Raw genomic sequence first — 20,618 nt, 5'->3', positions numbered from 1 at the left:
CTCATCGGTTCGTTGTCTGGCGCAGCAGCATGGTGCCACCGCGCTGAGTAAATTCAAGTTTGTTCAGGGCGCTCATGCCGAGCAGCACCTGATCGCCATGCAGCCCCGGCGCCACCAGTGCGCGGACGTCGCGCAGCACGATGTCACCGAGTTGCAGGCGGTCGATTTTGGTTCGATAGCCCTGGCTCAGGCCATTGGCCGTGCTCAGGGTCACACCGAAACCTTCTTCCAGCTTCAAACGCTTGGCCAGATCCGCCGGGATCGCCACATCGGTTGCGCCGGTGTCGAGCATGAACTCGACCGGTTCGCCGTTGATCTGACCGCTGGCGACAAAATGCCCTTGGGCATTGCCGGCCAGCTTCACCTCGATAAACCCTTCGCCCTGCTCCGAACTGACCACGACGTTCGGATTCTGCTGGCGTTGCTCCCACTGGCCAAAAAACCGCGTCGCCAGAAACAGCGCCGCGCACCATGCCAGAATCATCAGCACCCGACCGGCGCGCTTGCCCGGGGGTTGTTGTCGTTGTTCACCCATACTCATTGAATCCAGCCGCCCTCAGGCGCTGCAAAGCGCCACACAATTGGGCGAGACTCGCCATCGGCGCGGGTTGCAAAATTGTTGTCGACGCCAATCCACGCGCCTTGCGCGTCGACCAGCAACGCCTCGGTCAGTCCGTGTTCGGACGCATATTGACGATTCGGAACCAGTGCATCCGCAGCGAATGACCAGCAGCGTTCCTGTTTACCCGTCAACATTTCATGCCGACAGATTTTGAAAGCGTTGCGATCCAGGAGAAACAGTTTGTTATTGAATAGAGCAATATCCGAAAAATCCTTCTCTACCGGTTTGGAGCCTGGAAATTGCGGCGGTTGCGGCGCCAGTCCTCCCTCGGTCATGAGCACACAAATGGAAAAACAGTACCATTTGTTATCAAGGGGAGGAGTCAGTAGCCGCCTGATTTTGACCAACCCTCTTTTTTGCCGCTCTGCAGCCAGCCAGATTTCACTGCCAAGAATGCCGGAAACCGCCAAGCCTTCAAACAACGCATTGGCGTGCGTAGCCAGCCCAGCCTCTCGCGCCATAGTCAGCACCTGCGACGAGATGCGCAACCAGGCCAGTTCTCCACTGGGTGAGATCTTGAGAATGGCTGAATACGTTTCACTGAGAATGTAGCGATTCTGGCTAGCGTCGCAGGTGATCCCTTCAAAGTCCAACGCACCGTTACCCGCAAGCGATCTGAAAAAGCTCTGGGTTTTCATGGCCAACGTCCGGCCGGGATCTTCAGGCACCGGTGGAACATTAATCAAAACAGCCTCGGCCTTCCACACCTTGTCTTGCTTATCGAGCCGGTAGATCCGGTCGTCGTCACGATCCGACACCGTCCACAACTGCTCGCCACACTTGGCCAGCCCGGACAGATTGCCTCCGCGCATCCCCTCCACCGGATGCTCAGAAAGCAACCGCAGTTCCGGGTCGGCGGCCAGTCCCAGCGAACTCCAGACAAGCAAAAAACCCGCAATAAAGAGGTTGAGTTTCATCATTGAATCTCCCGCAGTCGGCGTTTCAAGTTTCCCCGAGCCTTGCACGACATGTCGGAATTCAACGATCACACTACTTTCTCGACAGCATTGCTTCAGAGCTTCATTGTCTGCACTTCATGGCTCGCTGTTCAATCAGCGGCCAGCGCAGCAAACCTGTAAATCATCCAGCGCGCCTTGCTTCCGGCACACCCTCCAAAACCTGCGCGAGTGAGCCGCCTCAAGCGTTCTCACTCACAACGGCCAGGGCCGTCCCGATTGGAGTATTGCAGCAGTTTCCTGATCTGCTCACAGATCGGCAAATACCCGTCAGCAATACTCGGACGCAGTACGCTAAGGCTTGGCGCTCCAGCCACCGTCAGGCGCGGCGAAGCGCCAGACGATCGGCCGAACCTCACCGTCGGCCCGCGGGCCGAAATTATTGTCGACGCCGACCCACGCACCATCAGCGTCAACGATCAGCGCCTCTTCCAGCCCGAAGTTCTGCGAATAACGGCGGTTGGCCTGCAACAGTTCAGCGGCGTACGACCAGCAACGCTCGACCTTGGCGGTCTGCGCATCGCGCCGACAAATCTGAAAGGCGTTGCGCTCAAGGGTAAACAATTTGCCGTTAAACAATGAAAGGTCGGAAAAGTCCCGGTCGACCGCTCCGGCCTTCGGGAACTGCGGCGGCTGCATTTCCTTGCCGCCCTCGCTGAGCAGCACGCAACGACCGTCGCAATCCCACACCGTCTGCTGGCGCTTGATCAGCAGCAAGCCACGGCTTTGCCGTTCGGCAGCCAGCCACATCTGATCGCCCGCCGGATTGATCGCCAAGCCCTCGAAGATCGCATTGAAATGCAGGAGCATGCCGCTGGCCCGTGCTTCGCGAACCATCATCGGCGAGATCTTCAGCCAGTTGACCGGGCCGCTGACGGGCACCTGCAAGACTGCCGCATGGCCCTCGCTGACAATGTAGCGATTGCCGGCACTGTCGCAACTGATGCCTTCGAAATCCAGGTCGCCACCGCGCACGAACGATGCGGCCCAATTGCGCGAGCGCAACCCCCACGGCAGACCGGTCTCCGGCACCAGGGGCACGTCGATGTGCAAGGCTTCGGCCTGCCAGACCTGATCGGCGGTATTGAGCCGATAGATCTGATCGTCATCGCGGTCCGACACCGTCCACAACTCGCTGCCGCACATGGCCAGCCCCGACAGGTTGCCGCCGCGCATGCCGTCGACCGGGTGCTCGGAGAGCACGCGCAATTCCTGCAACGGCTCGGCCGACACGCCCATCGCACTCAGCAGCAACGCACCCGCCAAGGCCCAGCCAAACCGCATCAGGCCAGCACCTCGGCGAGGTTGCCTTTGGATTCGAGCCAGGTCTTGCGGTCACCGGCGCGTTTCTTCGCCAGCAGCATGTCCATCATTTCCGAGGTTTCGGCGAAGTCTTCACCCAGCGTCAGTTGCACCAGACGCCGAGTGTTCGGGTCCATTGTGGTCTCACGCAACTGCGGCGGGTTCATTTCACCCAGACCTTTGAATCGGGTGACCTGGGGTTTGCCGCGCTTCTTCTCGGCGACCAGACGGTCGAGAATGCCGTCGCGCTCGGCTTCGTCGAGGGCGTAGTAGATTTCTTTGCCCAGGTCGATGCGGTACAGCGGCGGCATCGCCACGTAGACGTGACCGGCATCCACCAGCGGGCGGAAATGCTGGACGAACAATGCGCAGAGCAGCGTTGCGATGTGCAGACCGTCCGAGTCGGCGTCGGCAAGGATGCAGATCTTGCCGTAACGCAGCTGGCTCATATCCGCCGCACCCGGATCGACACCGATGGCCACGGCGATGTTGTGCACTTCCTGGCTGGCGAGTACTTCGCTGCCATCGACTTCCCAGGTGTTGAGGATCTTGCCGCGCAACGGCAGGATCGCCTGGAACTCTTTGTCCCGCGCTTGCTTGGCGGAACCACCAGCGGAATCACCTTCGACCAGGAACAGCTCGGAACGCATCGGGTCCTGCCCGGCGCAGTCCGCCAGTTTGCCCGGCAACGCTGGCCCCTGAGTCACACGTTTACGCTCGACTTTCTTGCTTGCCTTAAGACGACGACCGGCGTTGTTGATCGCCAGTTCCGCCAGGGCCAGACCGGTTTCCGGGTTGGCGTTGAGCCACAGGCTGAACGCGTCCTTGACCACACCAGAGACAAACGCCGCCGCTTCACGCGATGACAGACGCTCTTTGGTCTGGCCGGAGAATTGCGGCTCCTGCATCTTCATCGACAGGACGAACGCGATGCGCTCCCAGACGTCTTCCGGCGCCAGCTTGACGCCGCGCGGCAGCAGGCTGCGGAATTCGCAGAACTCGCGCATCGCATCAAGCAGGCCCTGACGCAGACCGTTGACGTGAGTACCGCCCTGCGCCGTCGGGATCAGGTTGACGTAGCTTTCCTGCACCGCGTCGCCACCTTCCGGCAGCCACAGCAGGGCCCAGTCGACGGCTTCTTTATTACCGGCGAAAGCGCCGCAGAACGGCTCGTCCGGCAGGCGTTCGAACTCGCTGACCGCATCGACCAGATAGGAACGCAGACCGTCTTCGTAATGCCACTCGACTTTCTCGCCGGTGCCTTTGTCTTCGAAGCTGACCAGCAGCCCCGGGCACAGCACAGCCTTGGCCTTGAGCACGTGCTTGAGGCGGCTGATGGAGAATTTCGGTGAATCGAAGTATTTCGGGTCCGGCGCGAAGTACACGCTGGTGCCGGTGTTGCGCTTGCCGACGGTGCCGACGATTTCCAGTTCCGAGGCTTTGAAACCGTCGTTGAAGGTCATCTGGTATTCGTTGCCGTCACGTTTTACGCGCACACGGACTTCGGTCGACAAGGCGTTGACCACGGAAATACCCACGCCGTGCAGACCGCCGGAGAACTGGTAGTTCTTGTTGGAAAACTTGCCGCCCGCGTGGAGCTTGGTGAGGATCAGCTCGACACCCGACACGCCCTCTTCCGGATGAATGTCGACCGGCATGCCACGGCCGTCGTCACTGACTTCCAGCGAATGGTCGGCGTGCAGGATGACCTGCACCGATCTGGCGTGACCCGCCAGGGCTTCGTCGACACTGTTGTCGATGACTTCCTGGGCGAGGTGGTTCGGCCGACTGGTGTCGGTGTACATGCCGGGGCGTTTGCGCACCGGGTCGAGGCCCGAGAGGACTTCGATGGCGTCGGCGTTATAAGAGCTAGCGCTGGGAGTGGCCATAGGGTCTCGTCGTCAATGTTCGGTGAAAAAAGAATTCATGGGGCCACAGCTCACAATGCGGAGAAATCGATGGCCTGATACAAATCGGCGCCAATGCCGGCAAAACTCAGCAACGCCGGCAATTGCCCGGCGAAACCCTGAAAACTGTGGTCGCCGCCGGCCTGAATACGCAAGGCGCAGGCGCGGTAATACTGCTGGGCGAGGCGATAGTCCAGTGTTTCATCGCCGGTCTGCAACCACACCTGATAGCGCTGCGCATCCTGAGGCGCCGGCACTTCCAGTTCGGCCAGAGCCGTGACGTGGTCGTGGGTCAATTCCCAGGTTTCATCGGTATACAGGTTTTTCCGCGGGCCCAGATAGCCGTCGAACATCCGGTACGGGCTGACCGCCGGGTTGACCAGCAGGGCTTTCAGGCCATGGCGCTCGGCCAGGTGAGTCGCATAGTAGCCGCCGAGTGAGCTTCCCACCAGCAGCGGGCTGCCCAGTTCGGCAATCGCTTGTTCCAACTGACCGATGGCTTCGCGCGGGTGATGATGCAGGGCCGGGACACGCAATTTGTCGCTCAAACCCAGCTGCTCCATCACGGAGACCAGCTGACAGGCCTTTTTCGAGGCCGGAGCGCTGTTGAAACCGTGGATATAGAGGATCGAACCGGACATTTGAGCTCCCTGGGTGTCGGTTTGGGTTTGCGGAGTTTACAGGGAGAGAAGCGCGGATTGGGGGTGGTTTCGAGAAATTGGTCATTCAGCAGGGGCGCCCCTCACCCTAGCTCTCTCCAAGGGAGAGGGGACTGAATGGGGGATATTCAAGTGCTACACCGACTTGAGCGAGCTTCAGCGAATCCATAATCAACACATTCTTTCAGGTCGATGGATGACGCAATACACCTCGGTCGGCTCCCTCTCCCTCCGGGAGAGGGCTGGGCGGGCGGCGTTCCGATGAGGGCTATGATTTGTCGCTCAATAGCCGTTGGAACCGTAATCAACCGTGAAGGCAAAATCGCTGACGCGTTCAACCCCGGTCTCCAACCGCCCATCCGGCAACAACCGCAACCAGCGATAGCCCGGCGCCTGCTCACCCACTTTAAAGTCCGCACTCCCCGGCTCAAACTGAATGCACGTCGAAGGCGAAGCCAGCAAACGTACGCCGTTGCGATCGCAGTCGATCTCCTGATGCACATGCCCCCACAACACCGCCCGGGCCTGCGGAAAACGATCCAGCACTTCGAAAAATGCCTCGGGATTGCGCAAACCGATCGGCTCCATCCACGCACAACCAATCGACACCGGATGATGGTGAAAGCACACCAGATGATGGCGCTCCGGCGCTTCGCTCAGCGAACGGACCAGCAGTTGCAATTGATCGTCCTGCAGAAACCCCGGCACCGAACCCGGCACCGCCGAATCCAGCAAAGTCACCCGCCAGTTACCGATATCGACCACCGATTCCAGCAAGGCACTCTGCACAGCGGCCTGGGCCATGATCATCGGCTCATCATGATTACCGGGAATCCAGCGCGCCGGGGCAGTGATTTGGGCGCTCATCTGGCGAAACTGCTGATACGACTCCAGCGTGCCGTCTTGCGAGATATCACCTGTGGCCAGAATCAGATCGATCTGCGGCTGTTGTTCCAGCACCAATTCGATGACCTTTTGCAGGCTTTCACGGGTGTTCATGCCCAGCAGCGTGCCGTCCGTTTCAGCAAACAGATGGCTGTCGGACAACTGCACCAGCAGCGCCATATCGGCGGAGGTCAACGTGGATACGCTCGGCAAGGCGCTCTCCCAAGGCAAAAGCACGGAATCGATCAAGTGCCGCAATTATGCTGGGGGATCAGGGAAAGAGGAAACCGCCGAACCGGACGCAGTTCACAACTAGCGTACGACTTCATACTCATGCCCCAACGCCAGACAGTGACTCAACCATTCCCCCAGGAACAGATTGAGCTGAGCCTTTTCATCCGGCTGATGCATCGCCGCGTTCGGGTAAGGATAGATGCCGCGAAAGCGTCGTGCGTGTTCGGCGCTGATCACTTCGGCCATGCGCGCATCGTGGTAGACCTGCACTTCGAGTTGCGGCACCGGCAGCCATGGCAGGCTGTGTTCCTGACGCACCTGCAAAGTGGTGGTGTACGGGCAGGTTTGCAGCACTTCGAGGGCCAGCACGCCGAGCATCTGCTCGCCCTGAGTGACGGCGATGCGCCGCGCCTCGGGTTCGTTGCGCATGTCCGGGACCAGTCGCATCAGGCGCGCGTAGTTGGCCTCGCAGGCGGCTTGCAGCCCCACGAGGTCGACTCGATAACGATCGCGCAGCTTGTTTACGACCATAACCCCCTCACTTCGGCGCGGTTCAGTGCCAGCCATTGCAAGGCGATGATGCTCGCCGCGTTGGCAATGCGACCGTCACGGACGGCCTGCAAGGCATCTTCGAAAGCCCAGACCGTGACGCGGATATCTTCTGCCTCTTCTTCCAGGCCATGCAGGCCGCCAACGCCTTCGGTGCTGCAACGCCCCAGATACAAATGCACAAACTCGTTGCTGCCGCCCGGCGACGGGAAATATTTGGTCATCGGCCACAGGGCCTTGATGTCCAGCCCAGCTTCCTCCTGCGCCTCGCGGTGAGCAACTTCTTCCGGTTGTTCATCCTTGTCGATCAGACCAGCGACCAGTTCGACCAACCACGGATTGTCGGTCTTGCCCATGGCGCCGACGCGGAACTGCTCGATCAACACCACTTCGTCGCGCTGTGGATCGTAGGGCAACATGCACACCGCATCGTGACGCACAAACACTTCACGGTTGATCTCGCGGCTCATGCCACCGGCGAACAATTCATGGCGCAGGTGCAAACGATCGAGTTTGTAAAAACCCTCGTAGCAGCGCTCGCGTCGCACGACGTCGACGGTAGTCGGAATGGCGTTGGCAAAATCAGTCATGAGCATCCTCTTTTCTGCAGATCCATTACGAGGTTGCTGTTGGTGACTGGCAACCTCGACTTCGCGCCATCCTAACGCGCCCGAACGGTTTGATGCAGCCCCTTTACCGTCAGCGGGATGGACGGTGGAGGCGAAACCCACTCTAATTAGCTTAGTGGCGAACTGACTGCTTCTGCGAGAGTCGAAGCAGATATCTTTTTGCCTTCCCCTGCTTTCGAAAGGACGCCCATGTCGCTTTTCAAAATTGCCTCCGTGGCCGCCATCGCCCTGACCCTCGGCGCGTGCGCAAGCCTGTTCCAGCCCAACTACCGCACACCGCTGGAAACCACCCGCGATGCGTCGGAACAACTTAAGCCTGGATGTTCCAACCCTGATTGCCCGCTGGTGAACATCGACACCCTGCGCTTCCCGGCCGAACCTGCGCTGGACGGCATTATCGAAAAACGCCTGCTGCAAATGACCCGCACCGAGAAAAACGCCCCGGTGGCGCCAACCCTGGCGGCCTACCGCGATCAGTTTCTGGCCAGCGCCGGCCCACGCAACAGCAGCTACCTGCAAGCGAAAGTACGCGAGCAGCATGACGGCTTGGTGATCATCGAGGTGTCGAGCTACCTCGACACCGGCGGTGCGCATGGCACACCGGGTCGCGGTTTCATCAACTATTCGCGCCAGCAGCATAAAGTACTGAACCTGTCCGACATGTTGATGCCGGGTCAGGAAGAGGCATTCTGGAAAGCGGCGCAAGTCGCGCACAACAGCTGGTTGATCAGCACCAAGCTCGACCAGGAAGCGGACTTTGTGAAGAGCTGGCCGTTCGTGAAAACCCCGAACGTGGCGCTGACCTATGGCGGTGTGATCCTCAAGTACGACGTGAGCACCATTGCGCCTTACGCACTGGGCCACGTCGAACTGAAGATTCCTTACCCGCGTCTGAACGGCATTCTCAAGCCCGAGCTGTTTCCCGGCCGTAACTGAAGGCCCGGCCCAGCACGAGCTGCAACAGCCCTGCCAGCACCAGCGCCGGCAGGGTTGCGCCGACATCCGGATACAGATTCGCCAGCAAGTGGTAGGTGCTCACGCCGCCCAGCCACGCCAACAACGCCGGCCAGCGCAATGCGGCTGATGCGACCTGAACACTGCGCTTGCGCAGGATGAAGTGATCCACCAGCACCACGCCGAACAGCGGCGCAAACACCGAACCGATCAGTAGCAGGAAGTTCTGGTATTGCGCCAACGGCGCCAGCAATGCGATCAGCGTGCAGATCACGCCGATGGCCAAGGCCAGATGTTCGACTTTCAGGCGCAACAGAATCCCGCTCGATACCGCTGCCGAATGAATGTCGGCGAAGGCGTTTTCCGACTCATCGAGCAGAATCAGCAGCAGCGGAATGCCCAGACCGGCGCCAGCCAGAGCCAGCAACAGCGCGTTGACTTCACCGCTTGGCGCAAAGGCCAGGGTGTAGGCGACGCCAAGGCTCATCAGCCAGAAGTTACCGATGAAGAAACCGACCGCAGTGCCACCAAACACATTCTTCGCGCGCTTGCCGAAACGCGAGTAATCGGCGATCAGCGGCAGCCACGACAGCGGCATCGCGATAGCAATGTCGAAGCCCACGGCGAACGGCATCGAACCGTCACCGGCACGCGACCAGAGATCGGCCAGATCGGCTTTGGCGAACAGGTTCCAGGTCAGCCAGAGGCACGCCGCCAGCAACAGCCAGATGCCCCACTTGCGCAGGATCTGCCGGACGAAAGTCAGCGGGCCGCTGACCGCGAGCAACGTCGCCAACGCACCGAAAAACAGTGTCCACAACAGCGGGCTCGACCACAACGAACCTTCGCTGAACGCCCGGGTGCCGAGCAGGCTGGCGGCGTCGCGCATGACGATGATTTCGAACGACCCCCAACCGATCAGTTGCAGCAAATTCAGCAGCGCCGGCAGGCTCGCGCCCTTGCTGCCGAGGCTGAGTTTCAGCGCGGCCATCGACGACAGGCCGGTGTCGCTGCCGATCACGCCGACGGCGGCCAGCAGCAAAACGCCAACCAGTGTACCGAGGAAAATCGCCAGCAGTGAACCGGACAAGCCCAGGCCAGGCGCGAGCAATGCGCCGGTTTGCAAAACCATCAGGCCGATGCCGAGGGAGAACCACAGGGAAAACAGATCGCGACCGCCGAATACTCGCTTGTCGGCGGGTACGGCGAGGTCGGGGGAATAGGTGCTGGGTTGAATGCTCAAGGGTGTTATCTCAGAGGGACATTTGTTGTTGTGTTGATCGCATTCGCGAGCAAGCTCGCTCCCACACTTGAATGCATTCCAAAGTAGGAGCGAGCCTGCTCGCGAAGGGGCCCTTGCAGGCCCACCCTTTTCAGGTCAGATCAAACCTTTTTGTACAGCTGACTGCCTTCCTTCTTGAACCGCTCGGCCTGTTCCGCCAGGCCTTTGGCGACGTCCACGTCGACCGCGTCGATCCGCTGGTTGGCCGCGTATTCGCGGACTTCCTGAGTGATCTTCATCGAGCAGAATTTCGGCCCGCACATCGAACAGAAGTGCGCGACCTTCGCCGAATCCTTCGGCAGGGTTTCATCGTGATACGAACGCGCAGTGTCCGGGTCCAGACCGAGGTTGAACTGGTCTTCCCAACGGAACTCAAAGCGCGCCTTGCTCAAGGCGTTGTCGCGAATCTGTGCACCCGGATGCCCTTTGGCCAAGTCCGCTGCGTGCGCGGCGATCTTGTAGGTGATGATCCCGGTCTTCACGTCATCCTTGTTCGGCAGGCCCAGGTGTTCCTTAGGCGTCACGTAGCAGAGCATGGCGCAACCGAACCAGCCGATCATCGCCGCACCGATACCCGAGGTGATGTGGTCGTAGCCCGGCGCAATGTCGGTGGTCAGTGGGCCGAGGGTGTAGAACGGCGCCTCGTCGCAGCACTCCAACTGCTTGTCCATGTTCTCTTTGATCAACTGCATCGGCACGTGGCCCGGGCCTTCGATCATGGTTTGCACGTCGTGCTTCCAGGCGATCTTGGTCAGTTCGCCGAGGGTTTCCAGTTCGCCGAATTGCGCGGCATCGTTGGCGTCGGCAATCGAACCCGGACGCAAGCCATCGCCCAGCGAGAAGCTGACGTCATAGGCTTTCATGATTTCGCAGATTTCTTCGAAATGCGTGTAGGCGAAGTTTTCCTTGTGATGCGCCAGGCACCACTTGGCCATGATCGAACCACCACGGGAAACGATACCGGTCACGCGTTTGGCGGTCAGCGGCACGTAGCGCAGCAACACGCCGGCGTGAATGGTGAAGTAGTCGACGCCCTGCTCGGCCTGCTCGATCAGCGTGTCGCGGAACAGCTCCCAGGTCAGGTCTTCGGCCGCGCCACCGACTTTTTCCAGCGCCTGATAGATCGGCACCGTGCCGATCGGCACCGGCGAATTGCGGATGATCCACTCGCGGGTTTCGTGAATGTGCTTACCGGTGGACAAGTCCATGATGTTGTCCGCGCCCCAGCGAATGCCCCAAGTCAGTTTCGCCACTTCTTCTTCGATGGACGAACCCAAGGCACTGTTGCCGATGTTGCCGTTGATCTTCACCAGGAAGTTACGGCCGATGATCATCGGTTCCAGTTCGGTGTGGTTGATGTTGGCCGGAATGATTGCGCGGCCACGGGCGATCTCTTCACGGACGAATTCAGGGGTGATGATTTTCGGCACGCTGGCGCCGAAGCTGTGACCCGGGTGTTGCTGATCCAGCAGGCCGGCGGCGCGGGCCACTTCAAGTTTCATGTTTTCGCGGATGGCGACGAATTCCATCTCGGGCGTGATGATGCCCTGACGCGCGTAGTGCATTTGCGTGACGTTGGCCCCGGCCTTGGCGCGGCGCGGGTTGTTGACGTGGGCAAAGCGCAGCTTGGTCAATTCAGGATCGGCGAGGCGCTCGCGACCGAAGTTGGAACTCAGGCCGGCCAGACGCTCAGTGTCGCCACGGTCGTCGATCCACGCCGAACGCACATCGGCCAGGCCTTTGCGCACGTCGATCACCACGTTCGGATCGGTGTAGGGGCCCGAGGTATCGTAAACGGTAACCGGCGCGTTGATTTCGCCGCCGAAGTCGGTCGGCGTCACATCGAGGGTGATTTCACGCATCGGCACGAGGATGTCCGGGCGCGAGCCCTGAACGTAGACTTTTTGCGAACGGGTGAACGGTTTGACCGATTGTTCATCGACCTTGGCCGAGTCACTCAGGTTGATCGCGTTTTTGATTTTGTAGTCGTCATCACGGGCTCTCCAGACAGCATCCAGGCAGTGGATTGTCGGAGCAGAACCTGAAAGGCACGGACGCACCAGGACCGGTGCTGTGCCTCGTCGTCGAGCGTTCGATTGTCGAACAATTTCCCGGACGAAGCACAAGAGGACTCGCCGGGTGACGAGAAATCTTGTTCCCTACGCAGGCGCTAACCTGATCAGGTTCAACGGGATCCGAAATTATTCGATCTCAGCCTCATAGCAAGGCACCCCGACAAGAACCCGGCCAGTCTAGACACAACCGGCAAAGAACGCCAACACCGCAGCAAACACCATGATGAATGGCATAAATACAGGGGCTTGGCTGATTGTTGTGAGGCAAATGCGCAACTACACTCGCTTTGCCCCGCCACGCCTTGACGCTGTAGGGCCTGCGCCTTACCTTTGGCGCCCGGATTACTTCCATAATATTAATGCTAGGGATCGCCTCATGCTGCGCAAACTCTCACTGGCTCTTGCCGTGTCTTGTGCGTCCAACGCAATGGCCTGGGCAGCAGAAGCGCCCTTGTCGACCAAAACCGATCTGGTCAGCGTCTATCAGGAGGCGGTCGACAACAACGCCGACCTCGCCGCCGCCCGCGCGCAGTACGGCGCACAGAAAGAAGTGGTGCCGCAGGCTCGCGCCGGACTGCTGCCGAACCTGTCAGGCGGCGCTGAAGTGGCCAATGTGCGGACGTCGATCGATCAGCCCTCGGCCACTGCCAACCGCAGCGCCCACTCCTACCAGGCGACTCTGGCCCAGCCGTTGTTCCGCGCCGATCGCTGGTTCCAGTACCAGGCGGCCAAGGACGTCAACGAGCAAGCAGCGCTGCAACTGTCGGCGACCGAACAGAACCTGATCCTGCAATCGGCCGAAAGCTATTTCAACGTGCTGCGCAGCCAGGACAACCTCGCCTCGACCAAAGCTGAAGAGGCCGCGTTCAAGCGCCAGCTCGACCAGTCCAACGAACGCTTCGATGTCGGCCTGTCAGACAAGACCGACGTGCTGCAATCGCAAGCCAGCTACGACACCGCACGAGCCAACCGCATCGTTGCCCAGCGTCAGGTCGATGACGCCTTCGAAGCGCTGATCACCCTGACCAACCGCCAGTACAACTCGATTCAGGGCATCGTCCACACGTTGCCGATCCTGCCGCCGGCGCCGAACGACGCCAAGGCGTGGGTCGATACTGCGGCGAAACAGAACCTCAATCTGCTGGCGAGCAACTTCGCCGTCAGCTCCGCCGAGCAGACCCTCAAGCAGCGCAAGGCCGGCCACTTGCCGACCCTCGATGCCGTGGCCAAATACGAAAAGGGTGACAACGACGCCCTCGGCTTTTCCAACCCGAACGCTTTCGGTGTGCCGTACCGTGACAATGTCGAACAGAGCACGGTCGGCCTGCAATTGAACATCCCCATCTACAGCGGCGGACTGACCAGCTCGCAAGTGCGCCAGTCGTATGAGCAACTGAATCAGAGCGAACAACAGCGCGAATCCCTGCGCCGGCAGATCGTCGAGAACACCCGCAACCTGCACCGCGCGGTGAACACCGACGTCGAGCAGGTGCAGGCGCGTCGCCAGTCGATCATCTCCAACCAGAGCGCAGTGGAAGCCACGGAAATCGGTTATCAGGTCGGTACGCGCAACATCGTCGACGTGCTCGATGCGCAGCGCCAGCTGTACACCTCGGTGCGCAACTACAACAACACGCGTTATGACTACATCCTCGACAACCTGCGTTTGAAGCAGGCGGCGGGAACGTTGAACCCGGGGGATCTGGAAGATCTGCGGCGGTATCTGAAGGCTGACTACAACCCGGACAAGGACTTCCTGCCGCCGGATCTGGCCAAAGCGGCCGAGGCGCAGCTCAAGGCCCGGCCTTAAGCCTTAAAAATAAAAGATCGCAGCCTTCGGCAGCTCCTAAAGGAAACGTATTCCAATGTAGGAGCAGCCGAAGGCTGCGATCTTTTTTGCTTTACTTGATCAGTCGGCCCAAACCATCCAGCAAACGCTGCAGCGCGCCCTGATTGCGGCGCATCACCGCCAGCCCGGCGTCGGCCATACGCTGCGCATCACGCGGCAGCTCAAACAGGCGCTGCACTTCCACCGCCAGCCCTTCGGCATCATCGACCTCGGCCAACGCTCCGGCTTCGCGCAATTGCGCGGCGATGTCGAGGAAGTTGAACAGGTGCGGGCCGCTGATCACCGGTTTGGCCAAGGCTGCCGGCTCCAGCAGATTGTGCCCGCCATTGGCCACCAGGCTGCCGCCGACAAACGCGCTGTCCGCCAAGGCATAGAGAAACAGCAACTCGCCCATGGTGTCGCCGAGCAGCACGCTCGTCTGCGCATCGACATTTGAGCCGGTCGAACGCCGCACCGTGGTAAAGCCTTCGCGCTGGCACAGTTCGAACACCGAGTTGAAACGTTCCGGGTGACGCGGCACCAGAATCAGCAACGCATCCGGGTGATTGGCCAGCAAGCGCCGATGAGCGTCAAGGATCACTTCGTCCTCGCCTTCATGGGTGCTGGCGGCAATCCACACCGGACGCTCCAGCGCCTGCCACTGGCCACGCAAGTCAGCTGCACGTTGCAGCAGTTGCGGATCGATGGTCAGGTCGAACTTGATCGAGCCGGTGACCTCAACGGTTTCCGGGCGCGCACCGAGATCGCGGAAGCGTTGGGCTTCGGCTTCGGTCTGCACGGCGAACAAACTCATTTCGGCGAGCATCGGCGCGGTCAGTTTGCCGAAGCGGCCATAGCCTTTGGCGGAACGCTCGGACAAGCGTCCATTGGCCAATGCCACCGCAATTCCGCGCTTGGCGCATTGATGAATGTGATTGGGCCACAGTTCGGTTTCCATGATCACCGCGAGCTTGGGCTGAACGCGATCAAGAAAACGCGCCGCCGCACACGGCAAGTCATACGGCAGATAGCAATGCTGGATGCGCGGCTCGTTAGCGAACAGCGCCTGAATCCGCTCCGAACCGGTCGGGGTCATGCAGGTCACGGTGATCGGCAGTTGTGGATAACGTTGCAGCAAAGCGCGAATCATCGGCGCGGCGGCAATGCTTTCGCCCACCGACACGGCGTGCACCCAGATGCCGCCGGGTTGCAGCGTCGGCATGCCGTAGGAGAAACGTTCGCCAATCCGTCTGGCATACGCCGGCGCCTTGCGCGCACGCAGCCATAGCCGAATCGCCACCAATGGCAGCCCCAGGTAAAACAGCGCGGTGTAGAGAGTTCTATTCATGGCGGCGGAGTTTATCGACTTTTGTCGCCGATCGCCCGCAAGTGCACGGCAAAACGTTCGGCCAGCCAGCGCGCGGCCGGGCCGAGCGGTTCGTCGCGGCGCCAGACCAGTTCCACCACCAGTGCCGGCGGGGTCCATTCGCTGTCGAGTTCGACCATCAAGCCCTGATACGCGGAGTACTGCACCACATGCCGGGGCAACCAGGCCCAGCCGAGGTCGCGTACCAGCCATTCGGACATCACGTAAAAACTGTCGGCGCGCCATACCTGCGGGCTGGCCGGCTCGTTGCCGGGATAGACACTGGTTTGCGTCGACATCAACAATTGCCGGTGCTGCGCCAGTTGCTGGCAGGTCACGTAAGACTGCTTCGCCAGCGGATGATTGATGCCGCAGACAGTGACCATTTCGACGCTGCCGAGCACCCGGCGCTCCAGTGCTTCGGGGATTTCATCGTGATAGAACAACAGGCCGAGGTCGGCACGACGCTCGACCAGCTTGCGCGCGACTTCGCCTTGCGCGGCGCTGGTCAGTTGCACTTCAAGACTGGGAAACTGCTCGGCCAGTTCACCGAAACTTTCCACCAGTGCCTGATAGGGCATCGCCTCATCCTGCGCCACGCGCAGTTGTGCTTCCTGGCCGCGCAGCATCGCCATCGCCCGGCCATTCAGGCGCTCGCATTGACGCAGGACTTCACGTGCCTCTTCCAACAGCGCTTCGCCCGCCTCGGTGAGCGTTGGCTGACGGCCGCTGCTACGCTCGAACAGGCTGACGCCCAGGTCATCTTCGAGCATGGCAATCGCGCTGCTGATCGCCGACTGCGCTTTACGCTGCTGGCGCGCCACGGCGGAAAACGAGCGGTGTTCGGCGACGTCGACAAACACCCGCAGTTGATCCAGATTCCATTGCATGCTGATTCACCCACCCATCTCTATAACAGATAGGTAATGACTTTACCCCATCTGGCGAATCACTAGAATGCCGCCTCAGCAAGCAACGTTTCACATTGAGGATTTGAACCATGAACGCCTACGCCTACCTGGCCATTGCCATCTGCGCCGAAGTGATCGCCACCGTGTCGATGAAAGCGGTCAAAGGCTTCAGCACGCCACTGCCATTGGTGCTGGTCATCGTCGGCTACGCGATCGCGTTCTGGATGTTGACCCTGGTGGTGCGCACCGTTCCGGTTGGCGTGGCCTATGCGGTGTGGGCGGGCATGGGGATTGTGATGGTCAGCGTCGCGGCGCTGTTCATTTACGGACAGAAGCTGGATATCCCGGCGATGCTGGGGATGGCGTTGATCGTGCTGGGTGTCGTGGTGATCCAGCTGTTCTCGAAAACCGCCGGCCACTAAAATCCAACCACAATCCCTGTGGGAGCGAGCTTGCTCGCGAAAGCGGTTCGTCAGACGCATGATTGCTATCTGACACACCCTCTTCGCGAGCAAGCTCGCTCCCACATTTGGTTCTGCGTTCAACCTGTTGATCATCGACAAATCCGCCCCTTTCCCGAGTCTGTATACTGCGCCCTCGTCTTGAACACTGAGGTCGCTGCATGCCATCCGTTATTTCCACCGACGTTCTGATTGTCGGCGCTGGTGTCGCCGGCCTCTGGCTGAACGCGCGCCTGCGCCGCCAGGGTTTTTCGACCGTGCTGGTGGAAAGCGCCAGCCTCGGCGGCGGGCAGAGTGTGAAGTCCCAAGGCATTATCCACGGCGGCGCCAAGTACGCGTTGCACGGCGCGCTGACTGGCGCCTCGGAAGCCATCGCCGACATGCCACGCCGCTGGCGTGAAGCGCTGGCCGGCAGTGGCGAGCTGGATCTGTCCGGCGTGCGCCTGCTGTCCGAGGCCCATTACCTGTGGTCGCCGGGTACTCTGGCGGGCAACCTCACCAGTTTCTTCGCCAGTAAAGCCGTGCGTGGCCGGGTCGACCAGGTCAAGGGCGAGCAACTGCCGCCGGCCCTGCAAGACAAACGCTTCAAGGGCAAGGTCTATCGCCTTGCCGAACTGGTGGTCGACGTACCGAGCCTGATCCAGCGCCTGGCCGATCTGGCCGGCGATGGCCTGCTCGCCGGGCAAACCATCGAGCCACTGCTGGAGGCCGGCGTGCTGGTCGGCCTGAAAGTCGATGGTCGCGAAATCCGCGCGCAACGCATTGTCCTCAGCGCCGGTGCCGGTACTGCCCAACTGCTCGAAGACCTCGGTTTGAGCCAGCCGGCCATGCAACGCCGCCCGCTGCACATGATCATCGCCAAAGGCCCAGGTCTGAAGCCGCTGTACGCCCACTGCCTGGGCGGCGGCACCAAACCGCGCATCACTGTGACCACGCATCCGGCCGCTGACGGCCAGTGGGTCTGGTACATGGGTGGCGACATCGCCGAAAGCGAAGGTGTGAACCGCGAGCCGGCCGAGCAGATTGCCACCGCGCAGAAAGAGATCGCCCAGTTGTTACCGTGGATCGACCTCAGCACTACGCAATGGGCGACCCTGCGGGTTGACCGTGCCGAGCCACTGCAAACCGGGCTGACGCGCCCGGACAACGCCTTCCTTGCCGAGCAAGGCCGCCTTCTGGTCGGCTGGCCGACCAAACTGGCGCTGGCGCCGGACTTCGCTGACCGGGTCATCGCCGCCCTGGAGCGCGACGGCATCCAGCCACAAGCCACCGAACCATTGCCCGCACTGCCAAAACCACCGCTGGGCGTTCCTGCCTGGGAGCAATTGCTGCCATGACCATTGCCACCCTGCACGATCTGCATCGTCCCTTGGGCAGCACCGGCCTGATGGTTTCGCCACTGGGCCTGGGTACGGTCAAACTTGGCCGCGACCAAGGGGTGAAATATCCCAACGGTTTTCAGATCCCCGGCGACGACGAAGCGCGCATGCTGCTGCGTCAGGCCCGCGATCTGGGCATCAACCTGATCGACACCGCTCCTGCTTATGGACGCAGCGAAGAACGCCTTGGCCCGCTGCTACGCGGCCAGCGGCAAGACTGGGTGATCGTCAGCAAGGTCGGCGAAGAGTTTGCCGATGGCCTCTCGCAACACGATTTCAGCGCAGCACACACACGGATGTCGGTGGAGCGCAGCCTGCAACGTCTTGAAACCGATTTTATCGACCTGGTGCTGGTGCATTCCGACGGCAACGACATGGCGATCCTCGAGCACGAAGAGGTTTACGCGACACTCGCGGCGCTCAAGGCCGAAGGCAAGATTCGCGGCTTCGGCTTCTCCGGAAAAACCGTCGAAGGTGGCTTGAAAGCACTGGAGCAAGGCGACTGCGCGATGGTCACCTACAATCTGAACGAACAAAACGAGAAAGCTGTCATTGACTATGCTGCTGCCCACGGCAAAGCCATTCTGGTGAAAAAAGCCTTGGCCAGCGGTCACGTCTGTTTGAGTCCGGGCGTGGATCCGGTGCGCGCAAGCTTCGAATTGCTGTTCGCGCAACCTGGCGTGGCCAGTGCTATTGTCGGGACGATCAATCCGCTGCACCTCGCCCACAACGTTGCGACCGTTGCCCAGGTCCTACGTGGTCACTGACGCCGCTTCGCGGCCTTAAGCAGGAGCCGATATGCCGCGCACGCTCATCAGAAAGAACCCGAGCAACTTCAAGACCCTGCCGTTGTACGTCGAAGCCACCCCCGAAGGTCTGACCTACCAGAGCGTCGGCATGCCGCTGAACTTTGCGCAGACCTTGCAGCGGCGTAAACCGGTGAGCGTGGCTGACACCGAGCGCTTCTCGCTGGAACTGGCCAACCTCGGGGTCTCGGTGCGCCTGACCCTGCATTGGCAGAATCGCGATTACTGGGTGCTGGTGCGCCAGCGCCGTCAGGATCGTGGCGACGTCGTGCTCAAATTGATTTCCGGTTACGTGCCGGCGCATGAACTGAATATTCCGCTACACACGGCCATTCAGGAAATTGCCGAAGAGTGCTTGCTGGAAACACCGGAAGGCTGGCTCGGTGGACGTTTCAACGACACCTGGCTGCCGGCGCCCTACTCCGCTGCACTGCATTATCGCGAAGCGCTGCCGTTTCGCCTGACCCCGTTGTCCGGCTCAGCGCGACCGATACGTAGCGCCAATCTGCAATTGCTCGAACGCCCACGGGCCTACGTGCATCTGCCGACCGCATCGCTGCAATTGATCTACGACTTGCGTCTGGATGTGCCCAAGGAAGCCAAGTCCCTGAGCCTGTTCCACGTCGACGAACGCCTGGAGGGTGATCAACTGGTGGCCCGACTCGACCGCAAACGGCCCGACCTGTACTTGATGCCACTCAAGGACGGCGCGCCACTGGCAGAGTTGTACACGCTCAAGCGCGACAAACTGGTACCGGCCAGCACCCGGGGTCTTTATCTGGCCGAGAGCTTTGCCACACAATCCGGCTGGGTTGTGCGCGAAGAGAGGATTCGCTGGAAGGACTGGTTGGTGCAGCAGGGCCTGCAACCGGCGAAGGCCCCGCGTCAGGGACTCAAGCAACTGAGTATCAAGGCGCTGCGACTGGTCGGTCTGGGCAAGAAAACCGGTAAATAACGGTTTAGCGGCGACGGTCCCACCAGGTGCGCAACCCGGCGAAGAAATGAAAGTAGCGGTTTTCGCGCTTGCCCATGCCACGCTTGGGCGAGAACGATTCTTCGGCAAATGCACCGGTAATGCGCACCCGCGATGCCTGCGTCGGCAGCGTGCAGATTTTGGCATCGACCTGCTGCAGGGCATATTTAAGCAAGCGTTCGGAATGCAGCTTTCGGCCTGTTGCCTTGCAGAAATCGAAAATACATTCGATGCGCTTGCCGTACGCGACATACGTGTCGCGCCCGCACACGGCAAAACGGTCGTTCAAACCGCCCCACCATTGCCAGTCAGGAATATAAGCGTTGTGCTTGCGAGCCTCGGGGTGAGCGAAGACATAGGCAGGCAATGCGCTGTGAAAGAAATTGTCCGGGCGCACGAACACAACGAAATCCGGATTGAACGGCTCGATCATGCTGGTCACGGTATGCAATGAGTTGAGCTGAAAGATCAAATTGCGCAATGACGCAAAGTCATCTGCCCAGGTATCGCCCTGTGCTTTGACCTGTTCGAAATCCCAGCGCTCCAGCACGCCCTCGGTCGAGGTGAGTGTGCCGGTCATCGATTCGAATGGCTGGTAGTTGTCCGCCTTCAGTTCGCCTTTCTCACCGGATCGCGAGTTCTGCACCTCATCGATCTTGTACAGATGGTAGAAGCACTTTACGTCGCTGCCTGCAGGCAACTGCGCCAGCACATTCTGCTCGATGGAGGGGAAACAGATCGGCGAATTTCTCGGGATTCCGAAAAAAGCCACGGCAATTTTCAACACTCAACAGCACCTTTTGAAAGTAGTTCGGGCCTGCTGGCAACCGGACAGACGAT

Annotated in this window: 19 protein-coding genes and 1 riboswitch; of the genes, 6 read left to right on the top strand and 13 right to left on the bottom strand. The window is 60.4% G+C overall.

All coding sequences use genetic code 11. The annotated features are described in order from the left end of the window. Position 1: 1 nt before the first annotated feature. The 8 genes from AB4O11_RS11055 to AB4O11_RS11020 form a co-directional block, all read right to left on the bottom strand. A complete protein-coding gene (locus AB4O11_RS11055) occupies positions 2–535 on the bottom strand; it encodes a retropepsin-like aspartic protease family protein (RefSeq protein ID WP_460089646.1) in 534 nt (177 codons plus the stop codon). Between the two features lie 2 nt (positions 536–537). Next, positions 538–1,539, bottom strand: a complete 1,002-nt coding sequence (locus AB4O11_RS11050) for an esterase-like activity of phytase family protein (protein WP_460131080.1) — start codon at positions 1,537–1,539, stop codon at positions 538–540. Between the two features lie 333 nt (positions 1,540–1,872). Beyond that, complete coding sequence (locus AB4O11_RS11045) at positions 1,873–2,862, bottom strand: esterase-like activity of phytase family protein (protein ID WP_460130648.1); 990 nt, start codon at positions 2,860–2,862, stop codon at positions 1,873–1,875. Next, positions 2,862–4,769, bottom strand: coding sequence for a DNA topoisomerase IV subunit B (gene parE, locus AB4O11_RS11040; RefSeq protein ID WP_034151667.1), 1,908 nt, complete (start codon positions 4,767–4,769; stop codon positions 2,862–2,864). The genes AB4O11_RS11045 and parE overlap by 1 nt, the downstream gene beginning before the upstream one ends. Before the next feature lie 50 nt (positions 4,770–4,819). After that, positions 4,820–5,428, bottom strand: a complete 609-nt coding sequence (locus AB4O11_RS11035) for a YqiA/YcfP family alpha/beta fold hydrolase (RefSeq protein WP_460130646.1) — start codon at positions 5,426–5,428, stop codon at positions 4,820–4,822. A gap of 300 nt (positions 5,429–5,728) precedes the next feature. After that, complete coding sequence (cpdA, locus tag AB4O11_RS11030; RefSeq protein WP_460089638.1) at positions 5,729–6,544, bottom strand: 3',5'-cyclic-AMP phosphodiesterase; 816 nt, start codon at positions 6,542–6,544, stop codon at positions 5,729–5,731. 99 nt (positions 6,545–6,643) lie between these two features. Continuing rightward, complete coding sequence (locus AB4O11_RS11025) at positions 6,644–7,096, bottom strand: DUF1249 domain-containing protein (protein WP_042557354.1); 453 nt, start codon at positions 7,094–7,096, stop codon at positions 6,644–6,646. Beyond that, positions 7,087–7,704 (bottom strand): NUDIX domain-containing protein, encoded by a 618-nt coding sequence (locus AB4O11_RS11020; RefSeq protein ID WP_093430152.1) that lies wholly within the window; start codon positions 7,702–7,704, stop codon positions 7,087–7,089. The genes AB4O11_RS11025 and AB4O11_RS11020 overlap by 10 nt, the downstream gene beginning before the upstream one ends. A gap of 228 nt (positions 7,705–7,932) precedes the next feature. Between AB4O11_RS11020 and AB4O11_RS11015 the strand changes: the two genes are divergently transcribed. Beyond that, the gene (locus tag AB4O11_RS11015; RefSeq protein ID WP_460130644.1) at positions 7,933–8,679 is read left to right on the top strand and encodes an RsiV family protein; all 747 of its coding nucleotides are present in this window, start codon (positions 7,933–7,935) and stop codon (positions 8,677–8,679) included. Here the strand turns inward: AB4O11_RS11015 and cytX are convergent. Continuing rightward, positions 8,648–9,940, bottom strand: coding sequence for a putative hydroxymethylpyrimidine transporter CytX (cytX, locus tag AB4O11_RS11010; protein ID WP_257356895.1), 1,293 nt, complete (start codon positions 9,938–9,940; stop codon positions 8,648–8,650). The genes AB4O11_RS11015 and cytX overlap by 32 nt on opposite strands. 140 nt (positions 9,941–10,080) lie before the next feature. After that, complete coding sequence (gene thiC / locus AB4O11_RS11005; RefSeq protein ID WP_460131077.1) at positions 10,081–11,958, bottom strand: phosphomethylpyrimidine synthase ThiC; 1,878 nt, start codon at positions 11,956–11,958, stop codon at positions 10,081–10,083. A gap of 160 nt (positions 11,959–12,118) precedes the next feature. Continuing rightward, positions 12,119–12,224: riboswitch (TPP riboswitch) on the bottom strand. A gap of 206 nt (positions 12,225–12,430) precedes the next feature. On the opposite strand from thiC, the gene AB4O11_RS11000 reads away from it, so the two are divergent. Then, positions 12,431–13,864: a TolC family outer membrane protein gene (locus AB4O11_RS11000; RefSeq protein ID WP_093430148.1), complete on the top strand. Its 1,434-nt coding sequence runs from the start codon at positions 12,431–12,433 to the stop codon at positions 13,862–13,864. A gap of 91 nt (positions 13,865–13,955) precedes the next feature. On the opposite strand, the gene waaA is transcribed toward AB4O11_RS11000, so the two are convergent. Together waaA and AB4O11_RS10990 are read right to left on the bottom strand one after the other, a co-directional pair. Then, the gene (gene waaA, locus AB4O11_RS10995) at positions 13,956–15,230 is read right to left on the bottom strand and encodes a lipid IV(A) 3-deoxy-D-manno-octulosonic acid transferase (RefSeq protein ID WP_320413811.1); all 1,275 of its coding nucleotides are present in this window, start codon (positions 15,228–15,230) and stop codon (positions 13,956–13,958) included. An 11-nt stretch (positions 15,231–15,241) separates the two neighbouring features. Continuing rightward, the gene (locus AB4O11_RS10990; RefSeq protein WP_093430146.1) at positions 15,242–16,138 is read right to left on the bottom strand and encodes a LysR family transcriptional regulator; all 897 of its coding nucleotides are present in this window, start codon (positions 16,136–16,138) and stop codon (positions 15,242–15,244) included. A 110-nt stretch (positions 16,139–16,248) separates the two neighbouring features. On the opposite strand from AB4O11_RS10990, the gene AB4O11_RS10985 reads away from it, so the two are divergent. From AB4O11_RS10985 to AB4O11_RS10970, 4 genes are all read left to right on the top strand, one after another. Then, positions 16,249–16,581, top strand: coding sequence for a DMT family transporter (locus AB4O11_RS10985; protein WP_016985677.1), 333 nt, complete (start codon positions 16,249–16,251; stop codon positions 16,579–16,581). 200 nt (positions 16,582–16,781) lie between these two features. After that, complete coding sequence (locus tag AB4O11_RS10980) at positions 16,782–17,957, top strand: NAD(P)/FAD-dependent oxidoreductase (protein WP_093430145.1); 1,176 nt, start codon at positions 16,782–16,784, stop codon at positions 17,955–17,957. Continuing rightward, entirely contained in the window at positions 17,954–18,766 is an 813-nt protein-coding gene (locus AB4O11_RS10975) for an aldo/keto reductase (protein ID WP_460130642.1), read from the top strand. The genes AB4O11_RS10980 and AB4O11_RS10975 overlap by 4 nt, the downstream gene beginning before the upstream one ends. 31 nt (positions 18,767–18,797) lie before the next feature. Further along, entirely contained in the window at positions 18,798–19,760 is a 963-nt protein-coding gene (locus AB4O11_RS10970; protein WP_095047269.1) for a metal ABC transporter ATPase, read from the top strand. A 4-nt stretch (positions 19,761–19,764) separates the two neighbouring features. On the opposite strand, the gene AB4O11_RS10965 is transcribed toward AB4O11_RS10970, so the two are convergent. Continuing rightward, positions 19,765–20,565 carry a hypothetical protein gene (locus tag AB4O11_RS10965; RefSeq protein WP_093430142.1) on the bottom strand — a complete coding sequence of 267 codons (801 nt, stop codon included), beginning with the start codon at positions 20,563–20,565 and terminating at the stop codon, positions 19,765–19,767. Between the last annotated feature and the right edge of the window lie 53 nt (positions 20,566–20,618).

The sequence above is a fragment of the Pseudomonas sp. H1_D05 genome (assembly GCF_054682705.1).
The sequence above is the reverse complement of the archived record's forward strand: the minus strand, read 5'-3'. Positions and strand labels throughout refer to the sequence as shown.